Source organism: Reinekea marinisedimentorum, from assembly GCF_004341165.1.
Taxonomy (GTDB): domain Bacteria; phylum Pseudomonadota; class Gammaproteobacteria; order Pseudomonadales; family Natronospirillaceae; genus Reinekea; species Reinekea marinisedimentorum.
Genome location: NZ_SLZR01000002.1, coordinates 424,433 through 436,960 on the forward strand (window position 1 = coordinate 424,433; position 12,528 = coordinate 436,960).

The 12,528-nt window shown below is 48.5% G+C and carries 11 protein-coding genes and 2 pseudogenes; 2 read left to right on the forward strand and 11 right to left on the reverse strand.

Annotation, left to right across the window (positions count from 1 at the left end):
• Nucleotide 1 precedes the first annotated feature (1 nt).
• Nucleotides 2-1,672, reverse strand: a complete 1,671-nt coding sequence (locus tag BCF53_RS04155) for a thrombospondin type 3 repeat-containing protein (protein WP_132700203.1) — start codon at nucleotides 1,670-1,672, stop codon at nucleotides 2-4.
• Between the two features lie 667 nt (nucleotides 1,673-2,339).
• Here BCF53_RS04155 and BCF53_RS04160 point away from each other — a divergent pair.
• The gene (locus BCF53_RS04160; protein ID WP_132700205.1) at nucleotides 2,340-3,716 is read left to right on the forward strand and encodes a bifunctional helix-turn-helix transcriptional regulator/alpha/beta hydrolase; all 1,377 of its coding nucleotides are present in this window, start codon (nucleotides 2,340-2,342) and stop codon (nucleotides 3,714-3,716) included.
• Between the two features lie 149 nt (nucleotides 3,717-3,865).
• On the opposite strand, the gene BCF53_RS04165 is transcribed toward BCF53_RS04160, so the two are convergent.
• The 10 genes and pseudogenes from BCF53_RS04165 to BCF53_RS04210 all read right to left on the reverse strand — a co-directional run.
• The gene (locus BCF53_RS04165) at nucleotides 3,866-4,321 is read right to left on the reverse strand and encodes a GNAT family N-acetyltransferase (protein ID WP_132700207.1); all 456 of its coding nucleotides are present in this window, start codon (nucleotides 4,319-4,321) and stop codon (nucleotides 3,866-3,868) included.
• Between the two features lie 11 nt (nucleotides 4,322-4,332).
• Nucleotides 4,333-5,568, reverse strand: coding sequence for an organoarsenical effux MFS transporter ArsJ (arsJ, locus tag BCF53_RS04170; RefSeq protein ID WP_132700209.1), 1,236 nt, complete (start codon nucleotides 5,566-5,568; stop codon nucleotides 4,333-4,335).
• 4 nt (nucleotides 5,569-5,572) lie between these two features.
• The gene (locus BCF53_RS04175; RefSeq protein ID WP_132700211.1) at nucleotides 5,573-6,586 is read right to left on the reverse strand and encodes an ArsJ-associated glyceraldehyde-3-phosphate dehydrogenase; all 1,014 of its coding nucleotides are present in this window, start codon (nucleotides 6,584-6,586) and stop codon (nucleotides 5,573-5,575) included.
• Between the two features lie 12 nt (nucleotides 6,587-6,598).
• Nucleotides 6,599-7,102, reverse strand: coding sequence for a phosphatase domain-containing protein (locus tag BCF53_RS04180; RefSeq protein ID WP_132700213.1), 504 nt, complete (start codon nucleotides 7,100-7,102; stop codon nucleotides 6,599-6,601).
• 51 nt (nucleotides 7,103-7,153) lie between these two features.
• A complete protein-coding gene (locus BCF53_RS19600; RefSeq protein WP_165901803.1) occupies nucleotides 7,154-7,921 on the reverse strand; it encodes a metalloregulator ArsR/SmtB family transcription factor in 768 nt (255 codons plus the stop codon).
• A 93-nt stretch (nucleotides 7,922-8,014) separates the two neighbouring features.
• On the reverse strand, nucleotides 8,015-9,592 hold the full coding sequence (locus BCF53_RS04190) for a glycoside hydrolase family 16 protein (protein WP_132700217.1): 1,578 nt from the start codon (nucleotides 9,590-9,592) through the stop codon (nucleotides 8,015-8,017).
• A 391-nt stretch (nucleotides 9,593-9,983) separates the two neighbouring features.
• Entirely contained in the window at nucleotides 9,984-10,451 is a 468-nt protein-coding gene (locus BCF53_RS04195; protein WP_207902645.1) for a cupin domain-containing protein, read from the reverse strand.
• On the reverse strand, nucleotides 10,444-10,977 hold the full coding sequence (locus tag BCF53_RS04200; protein WP_132700219.1) for a P-loop nucleotide/nucleoside kinase family protein: 534 nt from the start codon (nucleotides 10,975-10,977) through the stop codon (nucleotides 10,444-10,446). Before BCF53_RS04200 ends, BCF53_RS04195 begins: the two co-directional genes overlap by 8 nt.
• Before the next feature lie 299 nt (nucleotides 10,978-11,276).
• Nucleotides 11,277-12,074, reverse strand: coding sequence for a PhzF family phenazine biosynthesis protein (locus BCF53_RS04205; RefSeq protein ID WP_132700221.1), 798 nt, complete (start codon nucleotides 12,072-12,074; stop codon nucleotides 11,277-11,279).
• Nucleotides 12,064-12,309: pseudogene (locus BCF53_RS04210) on the reverse strand (D-2-hydroxyacid dehydrogenase family protein); the annotation flags it as partial. The gene BCF53_RS04205 and the pseudogene BCF53_RS04210, both read right to left, overlap by 11 nt.
• Nucleotides 12,310-12,397: 88 nt before the next feature.
• Between BCF53_RS04210 and BCF53_RS19370 the strand changes: the two are divergent.
• Nucleotides 12,398-12,528: pseudogene (locus BCF53_RS19370) on the forward strand (IS5/IS1182 family transposase); the annotation flags it as partial.

Sequence of the window (12,528 nt, forward strand, 5' to 3'; positions counted from 1 at the left end):
GTTATTGCCAAGTGTTGCTGTTCCAGCTACCTGTGTCCCAGATAAGGCCATCGGAGCTTGAATCGTCGGTTGAATCACAGAGATCACCGATGCCATCGTTATCGGTATCCGTTTGAGAGGAATTAGCATGGTTTGGACAGTTATCGGCGTTATCGCCCACACCATCGCCATCGCTGTCTTCGCTTTCACTGGCATCATCCGGGAAGTCATCGGTGTTATCGCCCACACCATCGCCATCGCTGTCTTCGCTTTCACTGGCATCATCCGGGAAGTCATCGGTGTTATCGCCCACACCGTCGCCATCGCTGTCTTCGGTTTCAGTGGCATCGTTCGGGAAGTCATCGGTGTTATCGCCCACACCGTCGCCATCGCTGTCTTCGGTTTCAGTGGCATCGTTCGGGAAGTCATCGGCGTTATCGCCCACACCGTCGCCATCGCTGTCTTCGGTTTCAGTGGCATCGTTCGGGAAGTCATCGGCGTTATCGCCCACACCGTCGCCATCGCTGTCTTCGCTTTCACTGGCATCGTTCGGGAAGGCATCGGTGTTATCGCCCACACCATCGCCATCGCTGTCTTCGCTTTCACTGGCATCGTTCGGGAAGTCATCGGTGTTATCGCCCACACCATCGCCATCGCTGTCTTCGCTTTCACTGGCATCATCCGGGAAGTCATCGGCGTTATCGCCCACACCGTCGCCATCGCTGTCTTCGCTTTCAGTGGCATCATCCGGGAACAGATCGGTGTTATCGCCTACACCGTCGCCATCGCTGTCTTCGGTTTCAGTGGCATCATCCGGGAAGTCATCGGCGTTATCGCCTACGCCGTCATCATCGCTATCGAGCCATTCATCCGCATCATATGGGAACGCATCAATGACATCGCTATAGCCATCAGTATCGGTATCGGTATCAAGCGCTAAATCTAAGTCGTCATAACCCGTTGTTTCATCACTCTCGACCGTTTCAATCGCCTCCTGAATTTCAGCGGCAACATCAGTAAACTGATCTGAAATATTAGAATTATCCGGGTCTTCTTCTGTCGCGTCGGAAAGTTCAGTAGCGTTATCCGGAATCAAACCCGACTCAACAATATTAGTAGCTGCGAAAGCGGCATCTTCTGAACCGCTGCCGATATAGTCGCCAAGCATGTCCGCTTCAGATATACCCAGTGCATCAGAGATCTCGGAAACAGCATCCTGGATTGCATCGGCAACTTCCTCAGCTGTCGATGTACTGGTGAGGTGTTGTTCAGAGTGAATATGAACAAGCGTGGTAAGTGGCGTAACATTCTCAACACCTGCGGGAGCGGAGAGTAAATAGGCCGACTCGACGGTGTCTCCGGAAGGGTTATCTTCGGTTATGGTATCTTCGTCAATCGTGACACCTGAAATCGCCTGGACGACCAATGGATAACTGTCATAATTGGCTATTCCGGTAACATCCAGATCATAAGAGCCACCTTCTCCGGTGGTTCCACTGGGTTCATCGGCATCCTGCTCGAAATCACCATCCAGATCCAGCCAGATAGTCGCGTTTCTTAAATAGCCGTCTATCGCTTTAACACTATATGTTGTAGGGGTTTCACTTCCACTACCTGAAGAACCTCCACTACAGCTGGAAAGTATGGCAGTGGTAACCAAACTTAATGCAACAGCAAGCTTTTTTCTTTGCATCTGTCCCTACCTCTTATTTCTTAAAACCGGATAGATATGAGGAATAAATAAAGTCCTGATAACTCAGGAAAAACTGAATTATTTTCCGCTCAACTTGCCCTTTCGGGGAACAAGGTCAGCTTAAAAGTTTGATGAGTCAGTGAGCCATACCTTACATGGGGGGTTTTCGACGGTAGGTTATAGTACTTTAGTACAGCTTTACTCTGTGATTCAGTCAGTCAATATAGGGTCAACGATTTGTTAACCTCCATGTTGTCATGAGTATGGTGGACATATGACAGGGACTGTTGAAGGTAAGCTCGCCAGCCTGATTGGTTTAATCTATGAATCAACAAATGCGCCAGAGCGGTGGCCCGAATTATTCAATGAACTTGATGCATACCTTGCTGCAAACCAGTCGCTTTCGCTGGTAAACGGTAAGTACGTTGTTGTTGAAAGCCTGGAGCAAAACCTGCTGTACCCGCACCTGAAGCAAGCTTTATCCCTTAATCAAGAAATACATTTCGCTCAGCAAAAACTGAACAACGCACTGGCCATTCTTAACAACTTACCACTCGGCATTATTCTGGTTGATTACCAACTCAATATTTTATCCACCAATGCGCATTCACAGGACTTTCTCGCGGCAGAATACGGTCTTGAAAAATCCAAAGGCAGGCTGCAGGCTGTGAACCCGGAAAGTCAGATCAGAATTGAACAAGCCATTAAAAGATTAAGCAAAGCAGAAGCTGCAAATAAACAATTAAATGAATGCTTCACAATTTGCGGAAGTGAAGAAAACAATGGTTTCTATACTCTGCACTTTTCCCGTAACACCACCACGGCAACCACAGGCGCAAATGGTGTATACACATTATATATTTCACACTCAAACAGTCTGTCCAGTGTCAATGTCGATAAAGTATCCAGCGTTTATGGGCTTACTGGCGCCGAGACCCGTTTGGTTAAGCAGCTCTTAAACGGCAGCAACTCACTTACCGAAGCGGCCGAAAAGCTTTGTATTAGCAAACATACAGCTCGCTCTCACTTTAAGAACGTGTTGACCAAAACCAACACTCATAGCCAATCGGAGCTGCTGAAGCAGATTTATGCAACCCCGGCTTTATGGTTAAGCCCGGTTGAAACGGAAGAGGTCAACAGACTGCAGCAACAAGTAGTTGCTTACTGCGAAAACACAAAAACTGTGCGTTCAAAAAACGGCCTTGACCTCTCATTCTCGGATTATGGACGAATAGGCGGGAAACCCATCCTGTTTTTGCATGGCTACTTCCATTCACAAAAATTCTGGCAGCAAAAGCATGAAGAGCTCAAAAAATTAGGCATTCGGGTCATCGTTCCAAACCGATGGGACTTTCAGAAGCAGACCAACCTGGCTGGCCTGTCACTGAACGACGAATTTGAAAACGCCATTCAATTGTCACTGGCATCACTGCAAATTAAAAACCCGCTTTGTGTTGCCGAAAGCACAGGCGCTACCATTGCGCTGGCCCATGCCTGCAGCCATCGACCCGTTTCGACAAAGCTTATTCTTATCAACCCCTATCCGGATAAAAACCACTATCTGGAAGTCCCCCTGATGGCTGCACAGAGTATGTTGCTAAAGGCCTACCAAAAACTCCCTGCATTCTCCCAAAAACACATCTCCAGACTCATCTTTTCGCAACTGCACGCCTCCCCTGGCAACTACTTTGAACGTGTTTACACCAAACTATCAAAAGCTGACAAAACGATCATTAACAGCGAACTATTTTTAAGTATCGTTCAGGAGTCTTTTGAATGGGCGTTTCACAGCGAGACCAGCACCTATTTGGATGACTTTATTCAGGTGCATAAGCCGTGGCCCTTTGACCTGCGTAAATGCAACGCCAGCACTACAATTCTCCATGGCGCTGACAATCCCATTTTCATCCCGGCTATTTCTGAGAAGATGGCGGCAAAAATGCCCTCGGCAAGCTATATAAAAGCTAAAGGCGCGGGTCAATATATGCTCTACAGCCACTGGCATTTGGTACTGAAAACCATGTTAGAGCAGCTGCAGAATTGATAAGCTTTTAAGCGCAAACAGGGCGTGCCTGAGACTCATTGCATAACATCTAAAGGTACTTACAGAAAAACGGACAGTACGATTGACTGCGATAGTCTGCAACTGACCTGCAAACTTAAAAATCAAACGACTTATAAAGCCAACTCGATTTAAAGCCTCTTAACAAAGAATAAACTGTACGGATCATCCGAATAATCTGCGAACGGCGCGCAAGGTTCAAAACCAAACTGCTGATACAACGCAACCGCGGGTACAAACGCCTCGTGACTGCCGGTTTCCAGCTTAACCGTTTGGTAACCCCGTTCTTTGGCTTCCGCAAACACCTGATGCAACAAGTTTTTAGCCACGCCTTTGCGTAAGTGCACGGGGCTGGTTTTCATCGATTTTAATTCGGCCAGTTCCGCCGAGTGTTCTTTTAGTGCAGCACAACCGGCGAGTTCACCGTTCATGCGTGCTGCCCAAAAGGTAACCGCCGGGTCGCGCAGTTTTTCCGGGGTAATGGCATGAATGCTTTCGGGTGGCGAGTATTTGTGCATTTCCTGCAGGTGCCTGTTAAGCAGATCGGCAATAGCGCCGTCGGTCAGGTCGTCTTTGGCAATTTGCATTGGTCATTCCTTTAAGCGCTGGCTTGCGATGCCGGTTTCGGGTGTTTGGGTAAGCCCAGTGAAATCACCGCGGTAATGGCAATAAACAACGCGGATACCCACAAGCAGCTTACCAAACCGAATGCCTGAAATAACCAGCCCGAAAGTACAGTGCCAATTAAACGCCCCATGGCATTGGCCATATAATAAAAGCCAACATCGAGAGAGACGCCATCGTCACCGGCATAGCTAACAATTAAATAGCTGTGCAGCGAGGAATTCACCGCGAACAAGGCGCCAAAAATCATCAGGCCAATAATCAATACCGGTGCGACATAAAAGCCCGCCGATATCGCCACCGCCATCAGCAAAGTCACCAGGCCGAGTGCGCTTGCCCAGGCTAAGGCATGGCGGCCGTCCGGCACCTTGCCGCTCTTTTTACCCGTTAGGTTGGGGGCAAAGCCCTGCACAAAACCATAGGCTATGACCCACAACGCCAGAAAGCCACCGACATACCAGTGATCCCAATTAAAGGCACTGGCCAAATACACCGGCAGAGCCACCACAAACCAGACATCACGCGAGCCAAACAGAAACATCCGCGCCGCCGATAAAATATTAATCGCCCGGCTTTTAGAAAAAATTTCAGTAAACTTGGGTTTGTTTTTTGCCTTGCCTAAATCCTGCTTCAGGTTAAGCACACTGCCCAACCAAACCAGCGCCAGCGCAACCGCCATAACGATAACTGCACCGGCAAACCCGAGCAGGGTTAACAGCGCACCACCCAAAAAGAACCCGGCACCCTTCAAGGCATTTTTAGAGCCGGTGAGAATCGCCACCCACTTATACAGCTGGCCTTCGGCCTCTTTCGGCACCAGTAATTTAATGGAGCTTTTAGCGCTCATTTTGTTTAAATCTTTGGCGATGCCGGAAAGCGCCTGCGCCGCCATCACCCACGGCACGGTGAGCATTGCCGCCGGCACCAGCAACATGCTGAGCGCAATAATCTGCATAAACAAACCGATGTTCATGGTTTTGTTTAAGCCCAGGTGCGCGCCCAGCCAGCCGCCGATTAAGTTAGTGATCACGCCAAAAATTTCATAAAAAATAAACAGCATGGCGATTTCCAGCGGGCTGTAACCCAGGCCGTGAAAATGCAGCACCACCAGCATACGCAAGGCACCATCCGTTAAGGTGAATGCCCAGTAGTTACCGGTAATTAAAATGTACTGCCGAATTTCCGGAGAAAGACGCGCCAGTGCCTGCATGGTGTTATTCCTTATCGCTCAAGCCAACTTTTTTCGTCAGTTCGGCTACGCGGTTGGAGTAGCCCCACTCATTATCGTACCAGGCGTAAATTTTTACCTGAGTTTCATTGATCACCATGGTGGAAAGCGCATCAATAATGCTGGAGCGCGGATCGGTCTTGTAATCGATAGACACCAGCGGGCGCTCTTCATAGCCCAGAATATCTTTCAGGTAGGTTTCGCTGGCCTCTTTCAGCAGAGCGTTCACTTCTTCTGCTGTGGTTGGTTTTTCCACCTCAAACACACAGTCGGTCAGCGAGGCATTGGTCAGTGGCACACGCACCGCATGGCCATTCAGCTTGCCTTTCAGCTCAGGGAAGATGTGAGTAATAGCCGTTGCCGAACCGGTTGTGGTCGGAATCAAACTGGTGCCACAGGAGCGCGCACGGCGTAAATCGGCATGGGGTGAATCAATAATGGTTTGGGTGTTGGTGATGTCGTGAATGGTGGTCATCGAGCCGTGCTTAATGCCCAGCTTTTCATGAATGACCTTCACTACCGGCGCTAAACAGTTGGTGGTGCACGATGCTGCGGTAACGATTGGGTGCAGCGCTTTGTTGTACAGCTCGTCGTTTACGCCAACCACAACATTCAGCACGCCCTCTTCTTTCACCGGCGCAGTGACGACAACGCGTTTCACGCCCTGATCCAGATACGCCTGCAGCAAGGCTTTGGTTTTCATTTTACCGCTGGCTTCAATGACCACATCGCAGCCGCTCCAGTCTGTCTCGCCAATGCTTTTGTTATGCGAGCACACCAGCTGCGATGAACCGATCACAATGCTGTCGCTGCCCTGCGCAACCGCTTCGTGGTTCCAGCGGCCGTGAATGGAATCGAAGTTCAGCAGGTGCGCCAGTGCCACGGCATCGCCCGCCGGGTCATTAATTTGTACAAATTCCAAATCTTCCGATTCAAAACCGGCGCGCAGCGCCAAACGGCCCATGCGGCCAAAACCGTTAATGCCTACTTTAATGGTCATGTTGTTTTCCTGTTATTCGCTGATCGAGTACTGTTTTTTCAGGTAGTTAAGGTGCGGAGCCAACGTTAATGCACGGGGCCGAATGCTCTGAATTTGCTGCTTGGCCTCGGCCCAGCTATAGCCCGATTCCAGCATCATAATGGCCGACATCAAACCGGTGCGGCCAGTGCCGCCACGGCAGTGCACCGCTATAACATTGCCGCCGTTGAACAGTGCCAGCAGCGCGTCTTTGTGCTCAAGCCAGGCGGCTTCAAAGTCGGCTTCCGGCTCTTCATCATCGGCCACCGGAAACTGAAACCAGCGCATGCCTTTATCGGCCACTTCATCACCGAGCGAGGCAACCCCAAGGCTGCTCAGTTCGCTGTCGGCATTCATGGTGACAACGGTGGTCACACCGGCTTGCTGCAAGGTGGCTAACGCTTCGCTGATGGTGGTTTCTTTGGTGCCCGGGCACGGCGTCATCACCAGCGTGGTGCCGTTGCTTAACGGCAGAGAATCGTATGGATGTACGTTCATTAGAGGTCTCGTTTACTAGAAAGGTCGTTAAATTTAATTCTGTCGGCTGCGTTAACAGGCGGCACACAGCGCTTTGCGTTCCGGCCGGCTGGCCATAGCATTCAGCCGAGCATTCAGCGGTTCAATATCAGTCGCCATTTGCTGCTGGGTGTTTTTCACCATCACCGAAACCCAATCCGGCAGGGCCGGGTTAATCTGGTAATACACCCACTGGCCCTCGCGGCGTGAAGCCAACAGGCCACAGTCACGCATCTGCGCCAGGTGACGGGAAATTTTAGGCTGGGAAAGCTCCAGCGCCGCCGTCAGTTCGCAGACGCACAACTCAATTTCAGCCGAAATGAGCGCCGCCATAAGCAAGCGGGTTTCATCCGCCAGGCATTTGAACAGACTCAGCGGCGAAATACTCAGCGCCGAAGGCTGCTTCTCTTTCACCAGCTTGAACATGATAAAGCGCTCATTGAGCTCTTTGAGCGTGGTTTCAAAGGGGAGTTTCACAGCGCGGGTTTTTGGGTCTTCAAAGTGCCAGGCCATGCGCTCACCGCCAAAATCGTACAGCAGGCATTCCTGCTGGGCTTTATCGCACAGCGTAACGGTGTAATCGAACTGCCGGCCGATAAAGGTATCGACCGATTTAGACACCAGGTTATCGGTTGGCAGGCCGAACTTTTCCAGTGCCTCTATGGCACGCGGGTCTACCGAACCGGGGTTTGTTCCGGCTGAAAAAGCCTGATATTTGTCACCAAAAAGACCATTCACCACGGCCTCGGCTATTTGCGAGCGGGCGGAGTTTTCGGTGCATAGAAATAGAATGGTTTTCATAAGCCAACACATATGGAAAAACAGATATTCGGAATTTCATATATATTGGCCGTTATGTCAACCTATGGTGTGTTAATTTTTTGTGACGCTCGGCTACTGCTCTTCTAACCTGATGTTATCTAACTGAATACTCATTGCATCGGTTGGCTCAAACACCAGTAGGTTCACAATTGAGGAAATGTCGGCATAGTTACCCGCTGAATAGCGGTTATCACTTGCCAAAATATCACTGATCATAATGGTGGTTTCCACCCAATCGGTGCCCGTTGGCAAGTCCACACTGTAATCGCTCACGTAAGGCCAGCCACTATCCAGCTTAATTAAGAATTCCGCATCATCAGCGCTGCTCAATACACGCATATCGAAAACGACAGCGCCATCTTCTTTCCAGTCACTAAAATCGGCTTCTGTGCCTGTCGCCAGGTACACATTCCCCGTTGTGCCGGTTTTATCGATCTGCAATACGGTACCGCGGTCATCAACCGCTACTTCGCTGTAACTGATGGTGCCATCTGGGTTATAGCTTTGGAAATACAGGTTATCATCCAGTGAGTCTTCATAAATCATCGTCAGCGGCGGGCTTAAAAAATCGTCATCCACAGTGATGATTTCCGGCGCTTCATAACCACTGACAAGCTCTGCATCAGCGCTTTCAGTTGCGCAGCCAGTACCAGAGGTTGCATCAATGCTGCATTCATACACCCGAACATAATCAACGGCCATTTGTGCAGGGAAAGCACTGGAATCTATGCCGGTATCGTTCACATTAGCCGCCCAATCACCGCCCACGGCTAAATTCATAATAATGTGGAAATACTCATCAAAGGGGGCGGCACCCGTGCCGTTTACAGTATCGCCATTTTCATCCTCATATTGCGTATACCAACCGTCTGACGTTTGAGTGGCGTAGTGAACGTCATCGACATACCAGCGAATTTCACCTTCTTCCCATTCAATCGCGTATTCGTGAAAGTCATCTGCCGGGCTAGAGCCATCTGCTAGTTCATAGTTAGTGCCCGAGTAAACGTTATCGGGCCAGGTTTCGCCATAGTGAAGCGTGCCATAGACGCGGCGTTCCGTTTCACCACTCTGTGCGTCGCTGGCGTCTGAATCGGTACCTAAGTTAACGGCTTCCATGATGTCGATTTCACCAGAGGCCGCCCATGTACCGTAAACGTAATCGGTTGGCAGCATCCAAATGGCAGGCCATGTGCCCTGACCAGAAGGTAACTTGGCGCTGATTTCAAAGCGTCCATATTTAAAGTCTGCCAGATTCTTAGTGCGCAGCCGCGCAGAGGTGTATGGCAGCGTGGTGGTGTTGGATGAGTCGTAACTGGCATCATCTTCATTCGCCGATGCGCCGGTATAGCTCTCGTTTATGGCGGTAATGTAGAGCACACCGTCTTCAATGTAAGCATTGCTTTCCTGATCGGTATAACACTGTTGCTCGTTGTTACCCCCGCCCCAGCAGTTTTCTTCCAGATCCCACTTGCTAAGATCAATCTCTGCCGTATTGAATTCATCCTGCCAGATTAACTGCCATTCAGTGGTTCCGGTTGTGGCATCTTCGGCTGCGGCATCTTCAGTTGCAGCCTCTTTTTCGACGGAATCCTCTAATTGGCAGCCAATCAATAGGGCTGTACTAAAGGTTAATGCACCAATGCGAAACATTTTCCTTTTGCTATTTATTAAATTCATGCAGGGTCCTTGTGAATTAAACATAAAGTCAGCTATCGGGTGGATCAGGCCCATTTATACCTAATGCCTGCGGCGGTTGACTCTGACCGAGTCTTCAAAAAAAGGCGCTCTCGAAAATACTTATCATTATTGGGTGATGGTTCAGACAAAAAATGCCAACTCTGCCTATAACATTTATTGGCCAGGCATTGGTCGTACGAGCGTTGCCAGCAACTGGTAGATACAGGTACACAGAGTAGAAAGTAGAAAGAATTAGGCAGATCAAATTGAGAAAGATAACTGGTCGGCGATCTATTTTATTGCGACCTGGAGGTTATAAGTGGATGCGCAGCCCGGAACCAGTACGCCCGTGTTAAACGTGGCGTCACAATGGCTCAGACTTGTTTTCAGTTCCTTCACCGGGCGTGATAAACAGCAGTTTACTTTTGGTATTCGTGGCGGCTGTATGCCAAACGCCCTTTGGTACAATAAGGTAGGAGCCACTGCGGTTTAAAGTGAACGATTCAAGCCCTTGGGGCAGCTTCAATATCAGGGTTATGCAGCCCGATAACAGCAAGACCACTTCATCTCCATGCGGGTGCATTTCCCATGTATTCCAGTCTTTTTCAAACTCATAGGCAGCAATAAGCTCGTGACCGGAAAAATTACCGTATTCTTTGCTAAGCCGCTGATACAGCAGAGCATCAGAAACCTGAACGGATGCCTGTTTTTCAGGGCTTAGAACAACAAACTCTTCCTCAATGTTACGCACGATTGCTTTCATCGCTTTCTGCCCTTCCATTATATTGTTAGCCAAACTCACACAATTCAGACCTACAAAACCTTTAGCCACTTGTTGTGATGGGTGTTTGAATAACACGGATGATGTTTAATAACTCCTGACTGGACGCCTCTATCGACTTGTGTGCGGTATCTATAGCTATATCAACAGCTTGCCAAGGGTGATATTCACGAGCCTCTACGCTTTCCCAGTCTGGATGAGCCAGGCCGGGCACCTCAGCCAGACGGGATTCAACCCGCCTTCTATGCTCGGCTTTATCTGAACATGACACTTCAATATTAATAAGGTTAGCCTGGTTATGAATGGCCACTTCATTCCACTCTATTCGTGTGAGCGCTATGGGGTTGCAGGAATCGGCAATTACATTCAGCCCAAGTTTTAGATTGTCTGCTGCAACACGATACGAAAGCCGATAACCTTCACCTTCAACTTCTTGATGGCACAAATCTCGTAAAGCCTGCTCTACGGTATCAATTCTTATGTATACCGCCCCCGTTTCTATGGCAAGGCGTTTGGCAAGTGTAGATTTCCCAGTTCCGGGTAGGCCGGAAAAGACAAAGAGCGTTGGCTTTTTCATATCTTGTTTCCAGGCGCTACACGTTCAATATTGGAATGAGGTGTTCGGAACACCAGAAAATGCGAATTTTCTTCGATGACATCGTAACCCAAAGATCGATACATGTTTAACGCACGTTCGTTACTTTTAAATCTGGTCAGGGTAACGTAACGATTTTCTACTGCGTCGATTCGATGTAACTCCACCATCACTCTCTTACCTAAACTGCGCTCCAAAAAGCGTTTCCTTAATACGATGAGGTGTAACTATGCTGTTCATAATTTCTCATAAAGCTTACGAATTGCTTAAAAACTCCAGTTCTAAACGATAATACTGCCTTTCAAATACAGCACTGCATCACCTGATACTAAAACTCTGTCACCACAGACTACGCAATGGAGCACGCCACCTCGTTTAGAGGCTTGGTAGGCCACCAATTCCGTTTTATCCAAACGTTCAGCCCATAATGGTGCTAGGCCAGTGTGAATTGAGCCCGTTACCGGATCTTCATCACCACCATTTGCTGGCCAGAAATACCTGGAGATAAAATCAAAACCCTCTCGCTCTGATTGGCAAGTAACCACAACATCCAACGGATTGAGCTGCTTGAGTATTTCATTATCACGCGCCACAGAAAGCACCTCTTCCTCTGACCGAAAAATCACAAAATAGGCCTGGGAATTACGGTAAACCTCTGACGGTTCGATGGACAACCCAGATATTAAACCTTGAGGAACACTCTCTATCTTTTCAGGCTTGGTATTCGGGAAATCCATTTGGATCTTACCGGCATCATTTTTTATGACCGACAATTCACCAACGGCTTTGGCAAAAAAGGTTATCGTCTTTAAGTCAGAAAATTTCTCAAACAATAAAAAAGCCGAAGCCAATGTTGCATGGCCACAAAATGCAATTTCTGAGAGTGGTGAGAACCAGCGTATTTGATATTTACCTATTTCAGACTCAACTAAAAAAGCAGTCTCCGATAGGTTATTTTCTGACGCAATCGATTGCATAAGATCATCTGAAAGCCAAGTATCGGTAACTATTACTGCGGCAGGGTTTCCGCCGAACACCGAGTCTGTGAATGCGTCAATTACATTAATTTCAAGTTCCATCGTGTGGCAATCCCCCCTCTAAAACCTTAACCCTATACTTTTCACACAAGTGAACATCAATATGGTTACTAACTTTCCCTGTTTGACTGATTACTTTAAGGTTGGGTAGTTGTGACAGAAGAGACTCTGTAATGATTGTGCGCTCCCGGATTAAAACAAGAGCATTTGTTTTTTGTAGCTTAACGACCAACTCCGGTTCTGGCAGTGTGTCTTTCAGAATAGTCACATCAAATTGTGATAATAGATTGAAACAATCTAAGGCACCTCTGAAAAATACAACAAATTAAGCGATAATAGCCAAAATCAAACTAACGGACTCAATCATGTCTCAGCTCAGTTTTTCAGACGCCGAAGGTCAGGCGAAAAAACGTAAGCAAACACGACGCGAAAAATTCTTATCGCAGATGGATGATTTGTTACCCTGGCGAGAGCTGGAACGCCCCATTGCCCGTTA

Excerpts from the sequence above, each read along its gene's own strand:
- BCF53_RS04205 (WP_132700221.1), bottom strand. The coding sequence starts at position 12,074 with ATGGAACTTGAAATTAATGTAATTGACGCATTCACAGACTCGGTGTTC.
- BCF53_RS04200 (WP_132700219.1), bottom strand. The coding sequence starts at position 10,977 with ATGAAAAAGCCAACGCTCTTTGTCTTTTCCGGCCTACCCGGAACTGGG.
- BCF53_RS04180 (WP_132700213.1), bottom strand. The coding sequence starts at position 7,102 with ATGAACGTACATCCATACGATTCTCTGCCGTTAAGCAACGGCACCACG.
- BCF53_RS04190 (WP_132700217.1), bottom strand. The coding sequence starts at position 9,592 with ATGTTTCGCATTGGTGCATTAACCTTTAGTACAGCCCTATTGATTGGC.
- BCF53_RS04165 (WP_132700207.1), bottom strand. The coding sequence starts at position 4,321 with ATGCAAATTGCCAAAGACGACCTGACCGACGGCGCTATTGCCGATCTG.
- arsJ (WP_132700209.1), bottom strand. The coding sequence starts at position 5,568 with ATGCAGGCACTGGCGCGTCTTTCTCCGGAAATTCGGCAGTACATTTTA.
- BCF53_RS04175 (WP_132700211.1), bottom strand. The coding sequence starts at position 6,586 with ATGACCATTAAAGTAGGCATTAACGGTTTTGGCCGCATGGGCCGTTTG.
- BCF53_RS19600 (WP_165901803.1), bottom strand. The coding sequence starts at position 7,921 with ATGAAAACCATTCTATTTCTATGCACCGAAAACTCCGCCCGCTCGCAA.
- BCF53_RS04155 (WP_132700203.1), bottom strand. The coding sequence starts at position 1,672 with ATGCAAAGAAAAAAGCTTGCTGTTGCATTAAGTTTGGTTACCACTGCC.